Source organism: Arthrobacter sp. ASL1 (assembly GCF_056680475.1).
Map to the genome: position 1 here is coordinate 651,629 of NZ_CM155284.1, position 18,629 is coordinate 670,257.

Consider the following 18,629-nt stretch of genomic DNA (forward strand, 5'->3'; position numbering starts at 1 on the left):
CCGCATCCGTGGTCTGCGGGCTGGCCGCAGCGGTCTGGGGTGGAATGTCGGCATCATTCGAGTTCCCAGGAGTCGGCGATGGACTCGATGATTTGGTGGGTTTGGACTTCGCGCTGGAACTTGCAGAACTGGATGGAGGCGCGGTTGATGGCTCCGCCGAGCTGGCTGCCGGTGTCGATTCAACGGGGGCCAACTTGACCAATCGGGCGTCGAAGTCATAGACAAAATCGCTGGGGGCCAGCGAGCCACGCACCACCATGGCACCCGTCGACGGGATGATCAATAGTCCGGTGCGCGGATGAACTGCGTATCCGGTAGTGGCGTCGAGGGGGAATCCCGTGCGGGGGTCATATTGGACCGAGGGCTCCCGTCTCTGCGGCGACGTCGGCTGGCGCTGTTGATCCGTACTGGTACCACTGCCACCGGTTTGCCCGCCGTTCACGCTGCCGGCCCCCATGTCGGCTGCTGGCGTAGATGCCGCCGATTTGGAGGGCTCAGGTGGCGGCTTCTTGGTGGGTTCGGACGGTTCGTTGTCCGCGGGGGGCTCCGGCGGCGGTGCTTCAGTCGGTTCAGCTACGTCCATCGGACTCGTTACCGTTTTGATGACCTCGCCCGATGAGGGCTGTGACGGCGATTGGACGATGCCGACGCTGTTGGGGACAACAAATGGAACGGCGGCAGATGCGGCGACGCTCCCCCCGGCCACGAGAGCCGACGCGGACAACAATCCAACGCCGAGGCGCAGAAAAGTCCTCACGTGCGTGTTCTGCGCCACCGTTACTTCCCTTCCCGCCTGGTCCGGTAGCTACGAGCCACCCAGATCATCCTACCCAATGTGCGACCTGCAGATGCCAAAGTAACCGTCAATCGCGGTGCTGCGGTTTCGGACTGGGCCGGTGTACGAAGACGAAGAAGTACCACAGTCCCCCGGCGACAATCAGCGATCCCAGGACAACGGCCATCGTCGACGGAGACATGCCGATGCTCGCAGTTGGCGATGTATCTGCCTGGCGTGCCTGTGGTCCGTCGCCGGTGTATCCGGCGGGAGCCTTCGTGCCGTTATTGCTCGAGGCGCCGCCGGTTGATACTGCGGTCTGCTTCGCCTCCGATCCGCCTTCGGCTTGATCTGGTGTGGCCAGTTGGATCTCGCCGGAAGCGAAGTCGTAGACGAAGTCGCTCGGTTGCAGTGATCCGCGCGTCAGCATTCGGCCATTCGACGGGTCGATCAGCAACCCGGTCTGGGGGTGGATCGGAAAGCCCGTGGCGGCATCGACGTGAAATCCGGTGCGCGCATCCCGATTTCCCCCCTGCTGCACCGCCCGGGGGCGGTTATTGCTGTATTGATAGGCGCCGGCTGCCGAGTTCCATCCCTGGCCGGCATCGGCGCCGCTGCTCGAGGACGTGCCACCGGCCGATGGGCGGGTGGTCGTTGTCCCTTGGTGCGGCGGAGTCGAGGGTCGCGAAGGTTGGCGTGTCGGTTCGGTCGATGTCGACGGCACTGGTGTGGGCTTCGATGACTCGGTGGGTGTAGGCGTGGGATCGGTAGACGGCGAGACCGAATCCGACGGTTCGCCGGTCGGCGCTGTCGGAGCCGGCGTCCCCGTAGGAGACGGGGCCGTGGGTTCGGTCGGAGGGGAAGGAATCGGCGGGGACGACGACGAGCCAGGGGTCGGGGTGTCATCGTTCGTCGGATGGGGTTCCGGAGATGCCGTCGAGCCGGCCGACGCCTGGCCCTGGGTGGGTTCGACGATGTTGCTGGCGACGCCCACGACGTCACCCAGTCCAATGGCGGCCCCTTCGGTGGCCTCGGGGCTGGACTCGCCGCCCGACGAGGGGGCCGCCGCGCTCGCACCGGAAACACCGAGCGAACCGGCCAAAAGGACGGTGCCGAGCAGGGCCGCGCAGCGCAGGGCAGAGCGCTGCGGGAACCGCGATATTGCGTGGCGCATCTGCCTCCCTGAGATGTCCGGGTGCCGGGTGGCACTTCCTCCATCATAACGAAAGAGTCACGATCCGGCATCGGCGAGGCATCGCCGCCGTGCTATTTGGGCAGGTTCCCGTCCTTGAAGTCCTTGAAGACCGACTCGGTGGCACCGGTGATCCGCAGGATCGATTGGCGGTCCGCGCTCCACCCGTAATCCGCGGTGGGGACTTGGTGGCCGACCTTCTTCAGGTCCGCCTGATAGGCCCATGCGCCGAAGGTCAGCGCCTGCTCCGCGCTCAGGTCGGTGAGGACATGCTTGTTGGCCGTGTCCAGCACGGTGGCGAGCCCGGCCGGCCCCTTGGCGATCGTGTACGCGCCGATGCCGGCGAGTGTGATGCCCTGGTTCGAGCTGCGGTCGAAGTCGCCGTTGGGCAGGGTCTTGCGTTCGCGGGAGAACCAGAAGGCGTCGTACCCGTCGACGTGGTGCTTGCCCTGGGGCACGGCGCGTACCTTCATGGGGGCGTTGATGGTGATGCCGCCGAGCTCGTCGATCATCTTCTGGAAGCCGGTGAACCCGGTCAGCACGTAGCCCTCGATCGGCAGGCCGGTGACGTTGGCGACGAGCTTCGCCTCGGCCGCTGGGCCACCGCGGGTCATGGCGTTGTTGATCTTGGCCTTCCCTCCGCCGGGTTGGGTGACCCAGAGGTCGCGCGGGATGCCCATCACCCCACCGCCGCCCTTGCCGTCGACCCCGACCACCTGCAGTGCATCGGCGCGCTCGGCGGTGATCTTCTCACCCTTCTTCTCCCGGGCGTCCGATCCCATCAACAGCACATGCCGCTTGCCGCCCAGGGCGGCGTCCTTGATGCCAAGCGAGGGCCACCAGCCGCCGACCGCGGTCCACTTCCCCTTCTTCTTCACCGCGAGGGTAACGTCCTTGCCGCTGGTCAGCACGGCGAAGTGCTCCTTGTTCCAGGTCCCCGCAGTGCCCTTGACCACCGGGGTGCCCTTCGCAGCATTGGCCTGCTTCAGCGCGGCGGTGGCCGGCCCGCTCGTGGGCACGGTCTTGCCGGTGTAGAGCGCCGTGGCGAACGAGGTGAGCTCCTTAGAGAGCCCCGACGACTTGATGGCGGGTTTTGGCGCCGCGGAGGAAGTGGGCGCCGCCGATGTGGACGGTGCCGGGCTCGGCGCGGGTTCGGCGGGCTTGGAGCAGCCTGTCAGCAGGGCCAGGGTCAGCACGGGTGCGAGCATGGCGGCAGCCGTCGTCGAGCGAAAGGTCATGTGCCCATTGTGTCGTGCACTACCGCCGCACGCGACGACCGCCACGCCCCGGCGTCCTCTCCCGAGAGCCCGCAGGTCATACCCCGGTATGACCCTGACCTGCGCAAAGACCCTCCGCCGGGCTGATGCCCCAGGGAGCACCCCCGCCATAGATTTGTCAGCATGACGATCACTCACACCCACTCCACCACCCAGGCCGTATCCGCCCGCGGTCTGACCAAGGTCTACGGCGCCGGCTCCACCGCCGTCCACGCACTGGCCGGCGTCGACGTGTCCTTTACGGCCGGACGCTTCACCGCCATCATGGGCCCCTCGGGCTCGGGCAAGTCCACCCTGATGCACTGCCTGGCCGGTCTGGACTCGGCCACCTCCGGCTCCATCACGATCGCCGGGCAGGACATCACGAAGCTCAACGACAACGAACTCACCCGCCTACGCCGCGACAAGGTCGGCTTCGTCTTCCAGTCCTTCAACCTGGTCCCCACCCTCACCGCCGAGCAAAACATCCTGCTGCCCCTGCAGCTCGCCGGCAGGAAGCACGACGCCGCCTGGCTGGCCCAGGTGGTCTCCACCCTGGGCCTCGGGGACCGGCTGGCGCACAAGCCGCACGAGCTCTCCGGCGGCCAGCAGCAGCGCGTGGCCGTGGCCCGTGCCCTGCTCACCCGTCCCGCCGTCGTCTTCGGCGATGAGCCCACCGGCAACCTGGACACCCGAACCGGCGCCGAGGTGCTGTCCCTGCTGCGCTCCTCGGTGAAGGAGATGGGCCAGACCATCATCATGGTCACCCACGACCCGGTCGCCGCCAGCTATGCCGATGAGGTGCTGTTGATGCGCGACGGTGAACTCGTCGGTCAGCTCTCCGATCCGACGCCGGAAGCCGTCACCGCGGCCTTGGCCTCGCTGGGGGCCTGACGTGCTCAAGCTTGCCCTGGCCAACATCCGCACCTATTCGCGCCGCTTCATCGCGGTCACCCTGGCCGTGATGATCGGCACCGCCTTCCTCTCAGCCACCCTGATGGTCAACTCCTCGGCCACCGCCTCGCTGGAGCGCAGCATCGGCGAGGCGTACCAGCACGCCGACCTGGTCGCCGGCATCGACCCCGACCAGCCCACCACCGACGGCGAAGTCCTCGGGACCAAACAGCTCGACGCCGTGGCCGCCGTCCCCGGGGTTGCCGCCGTCGAACCGCAGACGACGTCCGGGGCCCGGATTGCCACCGGCACCGGCGATTACAACGCCGTCGTGCAGCCCTACGCCGCCGACGCGCAGCTGCGCACCACCACCCTGGTCTCCGGGCACGCCCCCACCGGAGGGTCACAGGTCACCGTCGATGAGAAGCACGCCGAGCAGTACGGCCTGGACACCGGCGACACCGTCGGGGTCACCGGCTCCGCGCCCGATGGCACCGCGGTCGAATACGGCGCGACGATCACCGGCATCACCACCTCGTCCAACAGCCCGTTCCTGGGTTCGAACTTGCAGGTCGCCGTCTCACCCGATCGCTACACCTCCTTCGTCGGCTCCGACCCGGACTACCAGTCGCTGATGATCCGCCTGGACGACGGCGCCGACGCGGCAGGCGTCACCACGGCGGCAGCAAACGCGCTGAAGGCGGCCGGCATCTCCGCGCCGTCGGTGATGACCGCGCAGGAACGTACGGTGGCCGAACTGGCATCCTTCACCGGCGGGCAGGACCAGTTCACCGTCATCCTGCTGGTCTTCGCGCTCATCGCCCTGGTGGTGACCGGGCTGGTGGTCATGAACACGTTTGCCGTGCTGGTCGCCCAGCGCACCCGCGAGCTCGCCCTGCTGCGCACCCTCGGGGCCATGCGGGCCCAGCTGCGCCGCTCCGTCCTGGTCGAGGCGCTGGTCATCGGCGTGGTGTCCTCGGCGCTCGGCGTCCTGCTGGCCATCGGCGTCATGGCGGGACTGGTGGGCTACGTGTCCACGCTGCCCTCGGCGTCCTTCGCCGTGCTGTCCGTCTCGCCGATCTCGGTCGTTGCCGGGCTCGCCGTGGGCACCATCATGACGCTGATCGCCGCGTGGGCGCCGGCCCGGCGCGCCATGTCGGTGGCCCCGCTGGCCGCCCTTCGCCCGGCGGACGACGCGTCCGTGCACAACCGCATCGGCAAGTTGCGCCTGGTGTTCGGCGTGCTGCTGGCCCTCGGTGGCGGCGCGCTGCTCGCCTTCGGTGCCGTGTCGCACAACCTGCTTGTCGGCTTCGCCGGCGGTCTCCTCTCCTTCATCGGGATCCTCATGCTCGCCTCGCTGTTCCTGCCCGGCACCGTGCGCGGCGTCGGTCGACTGTTCGGCGGGTCGGGGGTGCCGGCGAAGCTGGCGTCGTTGAATGCGGTCCGCAACCCGGGACGCACCACGGCGACCGCCACCGCGCTGCTCATCGGCGTCACCCTGGTGTCGATGATGATGGTCGGCGCGCAGACCACCAAGCAGTCCTTCGGCGCCGAGCTGGGCCGGAACTATCTGGTCGACTTCACGGTCGACTCCCCTGCCGCGTTCGGCGAGACCTTCGGCGGCGCCCCGCTGCCGGGCTCCTCCGGCGACGCCGGCTCCGGAGCGAAGGCGCCCGACTCGGCCCAGCTCGGTCAGTCCCAAGCGAAGGCGGCCGCCGCTCTCGAATCGGTCTCCGCCGTCGCGCTCTTGACCCCGGTCGCCCAGGATGCGAACGGCAGCGTCCTCTACGCCGCCGACGCCGACGTGCTCGCCAAGGTGCTCAACGACCCGAAGCTCGTTCCCGCCGACGGCGAGGTCCTCGCCGGCCAAAGCGTGGAGGCCAAGCAGCTCACAGTCCACGCGTTGGAGGGTAAGGACACCAGCACGCTGGCGGTCAAGCGGTCGCAGTCGGACTTCTCGATGGCGATCATGACCACGCAGACCGCCAAGCAGCTGCAGGGCTACGCCCCGGGCGGATCGGTCGCGAACACCACCGCCGAGGACGGCTCGTACTCCATGGCCGCCTACCCGGTGCTATGGATCAAGGCAGCGCCTGGCCTGGACAGTGGCCAGTTGCAGGATCTCGGCAAGTCACTGGCGTCCGAACTGCGGGTGCCCGACTACCAGGTCACCGGCGGGGCGATGGAAAAGGCCCTGTTCACCCAGGTCATCGACACGCTGCTGCTCGTCGTCTCCGGCCTGCTCGCAGTCGCCGTGTTCATCGCGCTCATCGGGGTGGCGAACACGCTGAGCCTCTCGGTGCTCGAACGCACCCGGGAATCGGCACTGCTGCGGGCGCTCGGCCTGACCCGCGGGCAGCTGCGCGGCATGCTGGCGCTCGAGGCCGTGCTCATCGCCGGTGTCGCCGCCCTGCTGGGCATCGTACTCGGCACCACCTACGGGGTCCTCGGCGCGCAGTCGGCGGTCGGATCGTTCGCCACGGTGACTCTGTCACTGCCGTGGGGACAACTGCTGCTGGTCCTCGGGGTCAGCGTCCTGGCGGCCCTGGACGCCTCGATCGTCCCGGCCCGCCGTGCCGCACGCCTCTCCCCCGTGGAGGGCCTCGCCACCGAATAACCGGCTGGACGGTGGACATGGTTTGCAGATGAACCACGTCCACCGTCGTCGCGTGGGGGCGCGTGCCCGGCGCACCGGAGCGGCGTTAGTTGCTGGCCAGCTTGTGGTACTTGAGAACCGGCGTCGAATTGGCCGTCCGACCCACGGCGCTATAGGCGACATCGTTGTACCGCAGGTGGCCGAGGGTATCGATCCAAGCAATACCGTTCAACTGGGGTTTGTGTCCCATGACCGGACTCATCGCCACCAGGCTTCCGAAGCCGGTGGCAATCCGCTTTCCGGACGTTGCCGGCTTTCCTGTGGACCCCAGTGCATAGCGATAGAGGGAGCTGCCTACTTTGGCCACCAAAACCGGGGATGAGGTGCGCGAGGGCACGACCAGTGCGATGCTCCGGCCTTTCCACCCACTGGCCACCTTCCGCGATGACGAAAGGGTGCCGTTGGACAGCAGGTCCCGGACCCGTAGGACGCCTGTCGCCCGGTCCAAGTAGAAAATAGACCTCCTACTTCCCCTCCGGCCAGCGGCAACGTTCAGCTTCGACCACCCGCTTTTGCCGATGACCTGCGCAGCCTCGAACCCGCCGGTCTTGACCGCGCGGTGGAGCATCAGGCGTCCGTCCGAATGAGTGGTCAGTACGTCCAAGCTGCCATCGTTGTTCCAGTCGACGATGTTTGCGGTGCGCACGTAGCCGCCGAACCCGGAATCTCCTCGCAAGGGGGCCGCATACGTGCCGCGGCGATTTGACCGGCTCACGTAGAGCCAACCGTTGGGCCCCACGGTCACCAGGTCAGCGGAACTGCGGATCGTCGCCCGTTGGGTGGGGTCCACCTCGACGATGTCGCGTCCGTTGGCGACATAAAACAAGCGGCCGGTCGGCGTGAGGACTGGGTACTTGTAGTCGCCGTTGAGCATGATCTTCTGGGTGTTCCTGATGACGTCGACCACGGTGGTGACCCCGCCGGCGACATGCAGGATCTTATCCGCGGTCTGGTGATGGGCAATGGTGCTGGTCCGGTAACCGGTCGCAGCCGTCCGATCCAAGACCTTCCAGGTCTTGACCGCGGAACCGGATGTCTTGTTCAGCCGGATGACTCCGTTGTTGGTGGACACATACAGCACACCACGCACCAGAATGGGCGAGTTGATCTCGTTCTCGTTCGGGAATTCCCTGGCCCAGATGCGCCGCCGGGTCCTCACGTTGTAGGCAAAGACGTGCGCCGATTTGGCGTCCAGCTTGGCACCATGGCCGCCCATTCGGGAGGTCGTGCCGTAGACCAGGTCCCCCTCACCGACAAGGCCCACGACGGATTGCCCGGAGACCGGGCAGCCAACTACGCGGACATCGGCGTCGTTCGAGGGGTTCAGGATGGCCAAGGCTCCCGAGTTGAGCCCGTTCTTGGCCACCGTTCCCGCGACCACACGTCCCGCAGCCGTGGCCCAAGCCAAGGGCCGGGACTGGTTCTGGCTTTCCATGTCGGTGATGCGCCTGACGCTTCCAGATGAGGCTCTGAACCGGTATATCTCGGCCCCGGTGTAGGAACCGACATAGAGGTCACCGCCGTAGCTGTGCATTCCCTCGATCTGGCCAATACCGGTTCCCGGATCCGACCTCCACGTTTTTCCGGTGTCGGGGTCCAGGGAACCGATGCCATCGCCGAGGTAGGCGCCGAAGTAGAGTTTCGCTCCGTGGGACGTGAGGGCCTGTGCCTGTCGGGTCAAGCGGGAAAACTGAGGCCTGGCTCCGGCCGTGGCCAGACGGGTTGCCAAGGCCACGCGGGTGTAGGCCGGCCGCGATCCCGGTCCGAGCAGATGTACCGTCGAGCCTTCAACATGGATCGCCTCGATCGGTTCCGGCACATTGCAGACGACGGATGCGGCGAGGCTGCGCGTATCAATCGCCATGAGCTTGTGCGTCTTGACGCCCTGCACGGTCGTGTCCCACACCGCATAGGCCTTGTCGCTGCCGGGCAGCGAAGCCATTTGCTGGGACGACGGCGCCCAATTCCAGGACCTGTCTACCCAGGCATTCTTCGCGGGGTGCCAGACGTTGAAGGTCAGTCTGCCAGTGGCGCCACTGTAGTACACGAAAACGAAGTCACCGTGGGCCTCGATGCGTGAGACAAAACCCGTCGCCGCGGCGTCAGGTAGCGGGATTTCCGTGACCCGGCCGGGACTGTCCGTATGCCACGTGAACATCGTCGGGTGCTGCGCTCCCGTGCCGGCATAGACATTGTCGTTTTCATCGATGGCCAGGGCCCTCACGTATTGGGCCGTGGGTGCGAGGCGGGCCGTCTGGACCCTCTGCCCGGTGGCCGGGTCGAACCGGGTCGCCTGCCCCTGAGGGTAGGTTCCCACCCAGATGCGGCCCCGTGAGTCCCGGCACGGCTGGTAGGCGGCAGTCGTGGTACCCGACGCAGCGGTGAAGGCCTTGGACGCGGTCCCCGTTGCGGATACGCGCATGATGGAAGGGCTTCCACCAAAGGCCAACAGAGCTCCACCACTCTTTTCCTGCAGTACCGAGGAAACGCCACCGCCTGAACCGGGGAATGGTGTAGCGGTGACGACCAGTTTTCCCGTGGCTGCATCGACAACCTGTAATTGCTCGTCCAAGGCCGCGCAGGCGGCGACGATCCGCAGGCGACCCGAGGCATCGCGCAGGAAGGACGCCGTGAGTCTTGGCTCGGATGTAAAGACCGATGCATGTCGGCGCAGCACCTTGGCTGGTTCAACCCCGATGATGCGCATGGGCGCCTTGGCCCCCTGAACTCTGTCCAGTGATGCGGATGGCACTCCAGACGGAAGTGCATTCGCTGCCGCAGGCTGGACTTCCAACGCTGCGAGGACGCCGCAACTCAGCGCGACCCCCAAAAGAGAACGCCGGCTAAGGGCAGATGGGCTCGAAGGCATGGTGGTTTCCGATCCGTCACGAGCTGAGGTTGCCCCGCTCCGCCCCCAAAGCGCGCAGACGATCGGCTACCAGTGGCCCATCCATGTGCGGGCCACTTGGACCATTAAACCGCGACGGAGGGACAAATGCAGCGTGTTTTGCGCTTCTTCGGCTCAGGATTCGCGCAGGAAAGGCCCCGCATACCGCGGGGCCTCCAGAAAACACGCCACGACGACTGGTGCCGGTGACCCAGCTCGGTAGGGAGGCTACTCAGAGTCCTCCACGAACGCCTGCACCGATGCCTCGGGAACCCATTCAACGTCGCCATGCTCAACGTTGGCAACGCGGGCCAGCACGAACAACAGGGTCGAGAGGTGGTTCAGGTACCGTCCCGTCTGTTCGTTCACCAGTTCCGGGTAGGTCTCGATGGCACGCCAGACAGCCAGTTCGGCACGGCGGACCGCCGCGCGTGCCTGGTAGAGCATCGCCGCGGTCATGGTGCCGCCCGGCAGGATCTTGCCGCTGAGGTCCCTTGCCTTGTCGCGGAAGTGCTCGATCGCCCGGTCGATCCGCTCGATGTGGCCGGGGATGATGCGTGCCGCGGCCGGACGGTCCGAGTTGGTGGGTTCCAACAAGTCGGACACCAAGTCATACAGGTCATTCTGGATGCTGATCAGCGTAGCGCTGGCTTCCGGCGGCATTCCGCCGACAGCCATGGCCAGGGCAACCGATGCATTAGCCGCGTCACACTCGCTGTAGGCGATGACCATCGCATCCGTTTTCGCGAGCTCTCCGTGCCCGCCAAACACGGTGCGGCCGTTGTCGCCACCGTGCTGGTCGTAGGAAATTTCATTGGTTGCGGATTCGCCATTCGCATTCATGGGTGCAACTATACTGACTGCACTATTGCAGAGACGAAAGACGAACGCGGAGACGACGACCGTCTCCGCAAATGCCTCCAACATACGTAGCGAGGATCTTGATGAGTACACAATCGAACGAGTCCGTGGTCAGTGCGCCACCGGACGACGAAGAGGAAATAACTTCCGCGAAAGCCGGATGGGCGACCGTGGACAAGACGGTCTTCGGTGTCGCCTTCGGCATCATTGCCGCCTTGTGCATCTTCGGCGCGGTCTTCACCGATGTTATGGGCGATGGAGCTGCCGCCGCGCTCAGCTGGGTCACCACCAACGTGGGCTGGCTGTTCATCTTGTCGGCCACGGGATTCGTGGTCTTCTCCCTGGTTCTGGCCTTCGGCCGCTATGGCAGCATCCCGCTGTCCCAGCATGGCGAGAAGCCCGAATTCTCCACGCTCTCCTGGATCGCCATGATGTTCAGCGCGGGCATGGGTATCGGCCTGATGTTCTTCGGCGTCTACGAGCCGGTCTCCCATCTGGCGTCGCCGCCGCCGTTCGTCGACGCTGCCCCCGGATCCCAGGAAGCAGCGAGCACGGCCATGGCCTACACGCTCTTCCACTGGGGCCTTCACCCCTGGGCCATCTATTCTGTGGTCGGTCTGGCGCTGGCCTACTCGACCTACCGCATGGGCCGCGGCAACCTGATGAGTGCTCCGTTCCAGGCCCTCTTCGGCAAGGACCGGATCGAGAACAAGGGCTGGGGCAAGCCCATCGACATCCTGGCCATCATCTGCACCAAGTTCGGCTCCGCCACCTCCCTGGGCCTCGGTGCCCTGCAGGTCGCGTCGGGCCTGGCCTTGCTGAAAACCGGCAAGTTCGAGGAAAACCCCTCCGCTGCGGCACCGATCATCATCATCTGCGTGCTGACGATCGGCGTCATCTTCTCCGCGGCCAGCGGCGTCTCCAAGGGCATCAAGTGGCTCTCCAACGCCAACATGATCCTGGCAGCCGTCCTGCTGGTCTTCGTGTTCGTCGTCGGTCCGACCGTCTTCATCCTGGACCTGGTCCCCGACGCCATCGGCGCCTACCTGAGCCAACTCGTTCCGATGAGCTTCCACTCGGCCGTCTTCGGCGGATCCGAATGGCTGGCCTCCTGGACCATCTTCTACTGGGCCTGGTGGATTTCCTGGACGCCGTTCGTCGGCACGTTCATCGCAAAAATCTCCAAGGGCCGCACGATCAAGGAATTCGTCCTCGGCGTGCTCCTGGTCCCCACCGCAGTCAGCGTCATCTGGTTCGCGATCTTCGGCGGCGCGGGCATCCACCTGCAGCTGAACGGAGTCGACATTGCCGGAAGCGGCAACGAGGCCGCAGGATTCTTCGCAGCGCTGCAGAACTACCCGTTCTTCACCGCCGCGGCCATCGTCGTGATGGTCCTGACGGCGATCTTCTTCGTCAGTGGCGCCGACGCCGGCGCGCTGGTACTCGGCACCCTGTCCTCCCGCGGACGCAAGGAACCGTGGAAGCCGCTGGTCATCATGTGGGCTATCCTCACCGGTGCCGTGGCAGCCGTGCTGCTGTACGTCGGCGGGCTGGATGCCTTGCAAACGTTCACCATCCTGGCCGCCACACCGTTCGTGCTGATCATTATCGGCCTCTGCGTCGCCCTCTATGCCGACCTGCGGCGTGACCCGCTGCGCAAGCGCCGGCAGGGCCCGGTCCGCGGAGCGGTCGAGGTCCCCGCCATGGTGCCGTTCGCGGTACCGACCACGACAGAGAACGACGTCGTGGATTCCGATGAGGGCGAGAACCCACCCAAGGTGTAGTCGATCCTCGTCACCGGAAAAGCTCCGGCCGGATCCAGCTTGGATCCGGCCGGAGCTTTTCTCTGCCCGCTCAGCTGTCGGTGTTGAGCTCGAAGATCTGCCGCTTCTCTTCCGCTGTCAGGTCGGAGGCGGCGAGGACATCCTGGAGCACCGCGGATTTCCCTGCAAGATATCGGCCCATGTCCATGTCGGGGTCACCCGACAACTCCAGTTTCACGGAAGCGTAGCGATCACGCAGCCCGGGATTGGTCCGGAGGACGTCTCTGACCGCCAGATGGTTGCGAACGTGCAGTGTCCCCGCGACACATACGTAGACGTTGCGCGCAGGATCCTCGTCTGGGGCGGTGAACGCCTCACGATCGGTGAAACCGAGATCGCCGCGGTGCACATATCCAACCCGTTCCAAGGCTTCGATGGCTGGCACGAGTTGCGCACGCGCAACGATGATGTCCACATCGATGACGGGCTTGGCAGCCAGTCCCGGAACCGCCGTCGACCCGACATGCTCTATCTGGGCAGGGATACCCGGCAGCGCACGGCGCAGCTGGTCGGCAAGGATCCCGAACAACAGCGGCCACTCGCCGGACGAAGGAACCACGATGACGGCCATGCCGGTCCCCTCCTCGCCGGGTGCCGGGCGGACTACTCGGCTGGTTCCTCGTACTTCGGGAAGATCGGCGTCGGTGCCGGAAGCGCGTGTCCGGATTCGATGGCGGAGTCGAAGGCGGCGAAGGTGCGTGCCGCTCCCCCATCCTGGCCCAGGACATCCAACAGTTGGCTGGCCGAGGTGGGCATGGCCGGCTGCACCAGCAGTGCGACCCGGCGCAGTACCTCGAGGGTCACGTACAAAACGGTCTCCATGCGGGCCGCGTCCGTCTTACGTAGCACCCAGGGGGCCTGCTCAGCGAAGTAGGCGTTGGTGTCGCCCAGGACGTGCCAGATGGCCTCGAGGGCCTTGCTGAACTCCTGACGGTCATAGGCGGCCCGCGAGTGATCCAGCAGGCCAGTTGCCGCGTCGAGCAGCCCGCGGTCGGCCTCGGTGAAGGCGCCCGGGGTCGGGACCTTGCCCTCGCAGTTCTTGGCAACCATCGACAGCGACCGCTGGGCGAGGTTGCCCAAGTTGTTGGCGAGATCCGAATTCATGCGCCCGACGATCGCCTCGTGGCTGTAGTTGCCATCAGCGCCGAAGGGGACCTCGCGCAGCAGGAAGTACCGGATCTGGTCCAGCCCGTAGCTTTCCACCCAGTCGGCCGGGGAGACGGTGTTGCCCAGCGACTTGGACATTTTCACGCCGTTGTTGTGCAGGTGGCCGTGGATCATGACGCGCCGCGGCACCTCGAGCCCGGCGGACATGAGGAACGCAGGCCAATAGATGGCGTGGAACCGGGAGATGTCCTTCCCGATCACGTGTACGTCCGCGGGCCAGTATTTGCGGAAGGACGGCGAATTCGTGTCGGGGAATCCGATGCCGGTGAGGTAGTTGGTCAGTGCGTCGACCCACACGTACATCACGTGCTTCGGATTGCCGGGGACCGGGATGCCCCAGTCGAAGCTGGTCCGTGAGATGGACAGGTCGTTCAGGCCGCCCTCGACGAAGCGGATGACCTCGTTGAAACGGTATTGCGGCGCGCCGAACTCGGGCTGGCTGCGGTAAAGCTCCAGGAGCTTGTCCTGGTAGGCGGAGAGCCGGAAGAAATACGACTCCTCCTCGGTCCAGGCCACCTCGGTGTCGGACACGGTGGAGTAGCGCACGCCGTCCTCGCGGACCTCGGTCTCATCTTCACCATAGAAGGCCTCGTCGCGCACGGAGTACCAGCCGGCGTACTTGTCCAGGTAGATGTCCCCGGTGGCTTCCATGCGCCGCCAGATGGCCTGCGCCGCGTCGTGGTGGTCGGCGTCGGTGGTGCGGATGAAGCGGTCGTAGCTGATGCCCAGCTCGTCCTGCGCCTCCTGGAAGACGTCCGAGTTGCGCTGGGCGAGCTGGCGGGGGGTGATGCCCTCCTTCTCGGCCGTCTGCAGCATCTTCTGGCCGTGCTCATCCGTACCGGTCAGGAAGAAGACGTCACCACCGTCCAGGCGTTTGAAGCGGGCCATCGCATCCGTGGCAATAAACTCATAGGCATGCCCGATGTGCGGGAGGCCGTTGGGGTATGAGATGGCAGTGGTGATGTAAAACGGGGTTTGGTCCTGGGATGAAGTCACCAGAGAAATCTACCGTACCGGGGCAGTTGGCCGCCCATCCGGGTAGCCACGCGTCCGGTTCCTCGTGCACCTGGACCTGGCCGTGGCCAGCCCATCCACCCTCGAAGGAGACCCCTTGTTTTCACCCGAAATCACAGCGTTCTGGCAGGAGCCCTTCGGCAGCGAAGAAACCGTATGCGGTGCCGATGGGTTGAGTATCACCATCAACCCGCAGCTGTCCCCGGAGCGCCTCGTCGAGATCCTGACCCGGAGTGATGGAACCGTGGCGGCAGTGGTCAGCACCGAGGTCGCCGTCCGGCTCGGACTTCCCAGCGGGGCGCAACTGGACGCCGGCACCTTCCGCGAGCGGTTGTCCCATGCAGGCCTGGAACTGCATGACCCGGATTGCCTGTTCTACTTCATCGACGAGGCGGCCGCAGCCCTCATGGATGAGCCGACGCCAGCTGCCGTCCGGCGGTTGACTCCGGCCGATGCCGACTTGTTCTCCCGGTTTGCGGCAAGCGCCTCCGCTGAGGACCTCGACGAAGCGTACGTGGAGCTCGATCATTGGGCCGTCTTCGGGGCCCTGGCGGAGAACCAGCTGGCCTGCGCCGCCAGCGCCTATCCCTGGCGCGAGGGCACACTGGCGGACATCGGGGTGCTGACCTTGCCGCCGTTCCGGGGCCGCGGGATGGCCCGGGATGTCGTGCGAACGATCAGCCGCCACGCGTATTCCCGCGGCCATACTCCGCAATATCGTTGCCAGCCCGGCAACATCGGTTCCCGGTCGGTGGCAGCGACGGCGGGCTTGACGTACTTCGGGCTGTGGGAGGTAGTCCTCCAGCCCTCCGAGGATGCCTGACGCCAGCCGTCCTCCCTGCCCGGATACGCCAAGGGCGTGTGGGGCGCAGCATCATGATTTGGGGGCGCAGTCCGCCCGGCCATCTCCCGGATAGGCCGACGTGCTCCTCCAGTGATCATGCCTTCTCGCGCAGGAACCCACCGCACCGGCCACTCCCCTGATGTAGATCCCCGGAGCTTCAGCCAGTCGCTGGATCCAGTCCGTCCGGGCGAGCTCCTGGGCCAGGTCACCGGCGGCGGTAACCGTCACTAGGCCCGACCTTCGGTTTCGAACCAAACGAATGGCCCGTGGTTTGCGCACGGGACACGAACGCTACTTCAGCATGTCGTCCATGGTGGGCGCATTCTTGTCGTTCGTGGTCAGGGGAGGCAACTCCCAAAGTTCTTCCACGGTGTGCAACAGCGAATAGTGGCCGTAGTTCCGGGTGGACGTGTAGTCCTTGCGCGCTGCCGGACCGGCGAACACCGTTGCCACTCTGTTGCCGGCATCGTGATCGTCTTCGTCCCAGGTGAGCACCAGAAGGGAATTCTGTTTGGTGAACGCAGGGGATTCCAGGATCTTCGGCACCTCACGCGAGAGCCAGGCATCACCGGTGGCCACTGGGCAGTCATGCATGTCGTTGCACGTGTTTGGACTGATGAAGACGTAGTCGGGCAGGCTCCCGGTGGTTTCCAGATCAGCGGCGAGACGCGTGAGCGGGACCACATGCTCGGCGCAGGAGCCCTCGTCATCGGTCACGCTGGGATAATACATGAACGGATTGTGCCGAACCGCGTAGTCGCCGGAGTCCCTGTCAGCACACGGGGCGGGCATGTTCTCGGCGTACATTTTCCAGGATCGCCCGGATTCCTCAAGGGCGTCGGTGATGTTCGGCGCCTGGGCCATGCAGTCGCCACCGGGGTTGCAGTCGGTGGTGATGCCCGCGGTGGTGCCGCTGGTCAGGGCGAGGTAGTTCGGGAGGCTCGGGTGGGCCACGGCGTGGTAATTGGTCGCCAGCGCGTTCTTGGAGGCCAACTTGTTGATGTAGGGGGCGGCATCGTTTCCGAGGACGGTGGAGGCGGAGTGGTTCTCCTCGACAATGATGACGACGTGGTCGACGCCGGTTCGCGGCGCCCCCTGAGGCGCTGAACTTCGCGCCGAAGGAACCGGGCTGGATATCTCCACATTTGGTGCCGTGCCCCCGCCCGGGCTGGGGGCGGAGCACCCCGTCGCCGACAGCGCCAACGCGGCGCACACGGCCATGACGCCACGGCGGAATGCCTGCGCCCATTTCATAGCCCGATCCTAGCTGCCGCGGTTATCGCTTCGACAGAATTCTTCGGGCACCTCAGGAAGGTCGCTTCAACCACAGGAAGGACTCGACTCGCGGAGTTGGGCCCGGTCGAATACCGGGCCCAACCCCAACGGGCCCGGATCAGTCGGCCAGGTTGACCTCGCGTGCGGTGGTGGCCCCGATGGAGTCGCGGACGATGTCCAGGACGCCGGCCGGCAGCGCGGTGTCGACGGCGAGGACGGCCAACGCCGGCCCGCCTTCCTCCTTGCGGGCAACCTGCATGGCGGCGATGTTCACGTCGTGCTCCCCCAACGTGCTGCCCAGGGTGCCGATGACGCCGGCGCGGTCCTGGTAGACGAGCACGATCATGTGCTCGGCGATCGGGATCTCGAGCTCGTATCCCCCGATGCCGACGAGCTTCTCGATCTGCTTCGGGCCGGTGAGCGTGCCGGTGACGGAGATCTGCTGCCCATCGGACAACGCACCCTTCAGCGTCAGTGCGTTGCGGTACTCCGGCGATTCGGCGGTGGTCACTAGCCGGGTGGTGATGCCGCGTTGTTCGGCGAGCACCGGGGCGTTCACGTAGGAGACCTGGTCGGAGACGATGTCGCGGAATACGCCCTTCAGCGCCGAGAGTTCCAGGACCTTCACATCCAGTTCGGCGATCTCCCCGGCGATCTCAACGTCCAGCGACGTCAGCGAATCGACGGTCAGGGCGGTGAAGATGCGGCCGAGCTTCTCGATCAGGGGGATACCCGGGCGGACGGCCTCGGCGATGACACCGCCGGCGACATTCACCGCGTCCGGTACCAGTTCGCCGGACAGCGCCAGCCGCACTGACTTGGCGACGGAGACCCCGGCCTTCTCCTGGGCCTCGTCGGTGGAGGCGCCAAGGTGCGGGGTGACGGTGACGTTCTCGAATTCGAAGAACGGCAGGTCGGTGCTCGGCTCGGTGACGTACACGTCGATCCCGGCGCCGGCGATCTGCTTTTCCTTCAGCGCGGTGTAGAGCGCGTCCTCGTCGACCAGGCCGCCGCGGGCGACGTTGATGACGTAGGCGCTGTCCTTCATCTTCCCGAACGCCTCGGCGCCGAGCATGCCCAGCGTCTCGGGGGTCTTGGGCATGTGGATGGTGACGAAGTCCGAGGTGGCCAGCAGCTCGTCGAGCTCGAGCAGGCGGACGCCCATCTGCTGTGCCCGGGCGCTGGTGACGTACGGGTCGTACGCGACGACGTCCATGCCGAAGCCCTGCAGGCGGGCGGCGACCAGCGCGCCGATGCGGCCGAGGCCGATGATACCGGCGGTCTTCTCGAAGAGTTCGACGCCGGTGTAGGCCGAGCGCTTCCAGGCACCGGACTTCAGGGAGGCGTTGGCTGCGGGGATACGGCGGGCCAGGGACACGATGTGGCCGACGGTCAGCTCGGCGGCGGAGATGATGTTCGAGGTCGGGGCGTTCACGACCATGACGCCGGCCTGGGTGGCTGCCTTGATGTCGACGTTGTCCAGCCCGACGCCGGCGCGGGCGATGATCTTCAGGTTCTTGGCCGCGGCGATGGCCTCCTCATCGACCTTGGTGGCCGACCGGACCAGGATCGCGTCCACATCGGCGATGGCCGAGAGCAGCTGGGAGCGGTCGGAACCATCGGTGCTGCGGATCTCGAAGTCAGGACCCAACGCCTGGACGGTGGCTGGCGAAAGTTCCTCGGCAAGGAGAACGACGGGCTTGGTTTCTGACACTGAGGTGGCACCTTTGCGATCGACGGATGCTGGTTCGGGGCCGGGGTTGCTCCGGTCCCCCGCCGCCAGAATATCGCCAGTGAGCCCGGGTCCACCTGTCGGCGCCCGGATATTACGGGCCGGTACGGGCCCCAAGACACCCTCCACGTCGCCTGCGTCACAGATGACGCGAAGATGACTCGGTCCAGACATGGCAGCCGACAGGACACAGCAATGGCCCGCACCGTCGAAACAATGCGGGCCATCGCCGTCGTGCTGGATGGGGTTTCCC

Annotated in this window: 12 protein-coding genes; 4 read left to right on the forward strand and 8 right to left on the reverse strand. The window is 66.0% G+C overall.

Annotated features, from left to right (window positions below):
* Positions 1 to 863: 863 nt before the first annotated feature.
* On the reverse strand, positions 864 to 1,205 hold the full coding sequence (locus AC1MEQ_RS02980; RefSeq protein ID WP_479793800.1) for a hypothetical protein: 342 nt from the start codon (positions 1,203 to 1,205) through the stop codon (positions 864 to 866).
* 836 nt (positions 1,206 to 2,041) lie between these two features.
* A complete protein-coding gene (locus tag AC1MEQ_RS02985) occupies positions 2,042 to 3,205 on the reverse strand; it encodes an LCP family protein (protein ID WP_479793802.1) in 1,164 nt (387 codons plus the stop codon).
* 162 nt (positions 3,206 to 3,367) lie between these two features.
* Between AC1MEQ_RS02985 and AC1MEQ_RS02990 the strand changes: the two genes are divergently transcribed.
* Positions 3,368 to 4,117, forward strand: a complete 750-nt coding sequence (locus tag AC1MEQ_RS02990; RefSeq protein ID WP_479793804.1) for an ABC transporter ATP-binding protein — start codon at positions 3,368 to 3,370, stop codon at positions 4,115 to 4,117.
* A gap of 1 nt (position 4,118) precedes the next feature.
* Complete coding sequence (locus AC1MEQ_RS02995) at positions 4,119 to 6,734, forward strand: ABC transporter permease (RefSeq protein WP_479793806.1); 2,616 nt, start codon at positions 4,119 to 4,121, stop codon at positions 6,732 to 6,734.
* 85 nt (positions 6,735 to 6,819) lie between these two features.
* Here AC1MEQ_RS02995 and AC1MEQ_RS03000 read toward each other — a convergent pair whose 3' ends face one another.
* Both AC1MEQ_RS03000 and AC1MEQ_RS03005 read right to left on the reverse strand, forming a co-directional pair.
* Positions 6,820 to 9,480 (reverse strand): hypothetical protein, encoded by a 2,661-nt coding sequence (locus AC1MEQ_RS03000; protein WP_479793808.1) that lies wholly within the window; start codon positions 9,478 to 9,480, stop codon positions 6,820 to 6,822.
* Positions 9,481 to 9,888: 408 nt separating this feature from the next.
* Positions 9,889 to 10,503, reverse strand: coding sequence for an ATP:cob(I)alamin adenosyltransferase (locus tag AC1MEQ_RS03005; protein WP_479793810.1), 615 nt, complete (start codon positions 10,501 to 10,503; stop codon positions 9,889 to 9,891).
* Positions 10,504 to 10,604: 101 nt separating this feature from the next.
* Here AC1MEQ_RS03005 and AC1MEQ_RS03010 point away from each other — a divergent pair, with 101 nt between their 5' ends.
* Positions 10,605 to 12,305: a BCCT family transporter gene (locus AC1MEQ_RS03010; RefSeq protein WP_479793812.1), complete on the forward strand. Its 1,701-nt coding sequence runs from the start codon at positions 10,605 to 10,607 to the stop codon at positions 12,303 to 12,305.
* A gap of 70 nt (positions 12,306 to 12,375) precedes the next feature.
* On the opposite strand, the gene AC1MEQ_RS03015 is transcribed toward AC1MEQ_RS03010, so the two are convergent.
* Entirely contained in the window at positions 12,376 to 12,915 is a 540-nt protein-coding gene (locus AC1MEQ_RS03015) for a GrpB family protein (protein ID WP_479793814.1), read from the reverse strand.
* A 32-nt stretch (positions 12,916 to 12,947) separates the two neighbouring features.
* Positions 12,948 to 14,507, reverse strand: coding sequence for a methionine--tRNA ligase (gene metG / locus AC1MEQ_RS03020; RefSeq protein ID WP_479793816.1), 1,560 nt, complete (start codon positions 14,505 to 14,507; stop codon positions 12,948 to 12,950).
* Between the two features lie 115 nt (positions 14,508 to 14,622).
* On the opposite strand from metG, the gene AC1MEQ_RS03025 reads away from it, so the two are divergent.
* Complete coding sequence (locus AC1MEQ_RS03025) at positions 14,623 to 15,348, forward strand: GNAT family N-acetyltransferase (RefSeq protein ID WP_479793818.1); 726 nt, start codon at positions 14,623 to 14,625, stop codon at positions 15,346 to 15,348.
* A gap of 312 nt (positions 15,349 to 15,660) precedes the next feature.
* Here AC1MEQ_RS03025 and AC1MEQ_RS03030 read toward each other — a convergent pair whose 3' ends face one another.
* Positions 15,661 to 16,623, reverse strand: a complete 963-nt coding sequence (locus AC1MEQ_RS03030) for an alkaline phosphatase family protein (RefSeq protein ID WP_479793820.1) — start codon at positions 16,621 to 16,623, stop codon at positions 15,661 to 15,663.
* 139 nt (positions 16,624 to 16,762) lie between these two features.
* Positions 16,763 to 18,358 (reverse strand): phosphoglycerate dehydrogenase, encoded by a 1,596-nt coding sequence (gene serA, locus AC1MEQ_RS03035; RefSeq protein WP_479793822.1) that lies wholly within the window; start codon positions 18,356 to 18,358, stop codon positions 16,763 to 16,765.
* Positions 18,359 to 18,629 lie beyond the last annotated feature (271 nt).

Excerpts from the sequence above, each read along its gene's own strand:
- AC1MEQ_RS03000 (WP_479793808.1), bottom strand. The coding sequence starts at position 9,480 with ATGCGCATCATCGGGGTTGAACCAGCCAAGGTGCTGCGCCGACATGCA.
- AC1MEQ_RS02985 (WP_479793802.1), bottom strand. The coding sequence starts at position 3,205 with ATGACCTTTCGCTCGACGACGGCTGCCGCCATGCTCGCACCCGTGCTG.
- AC1MEQ_RS03010 (WP_479793812.1), top strand. The coding sequence starts at position 10,605 with ATGAGTACACAATCGAACGAGTCCGTGGTCAGTGCGCCACCGGACGAC.
- AC1MEQ_RS02980 (WP_479793800.1), bottom strand. The coding sequence starts at position 1,205 with ATGCTGACGCGCGGATCACTGCAACCGAGCGACTTCGTCTACGACTTC.
- AC1MEQ_RS03030 (WP_479793820.1), bottom strand. The coding sequence starts at position 16,623 with ATGAAATGGGCGCAGGCATTCCGCCGTGGCGTCATGGCCGTGTGCGCC.
- AC1MEQ_RS03015 (WP_479793814.1), bottom strand. The coding sequence starts at position 12,915 with ATGGCCGTCATCGTGGTTCCTTCGTCCGGCGAGTGGCCGCTGTTGTTC.
- AC1MEQ_RS02990 (WP_479793804.1), top strand. The coding sequence starts at position 3,368 with ATGACGATCACTCACACCCACTCCACCACCCAGGCCGTATCCGCCCGC.
- AC1MEQ_RS03005 (WP_479793810.1), bottom strand. The coding sequence starts at position 10,503 with ATGAATGCGAATGGCGAATCCGCAACCAATGAAATTTCCTACGACCAG.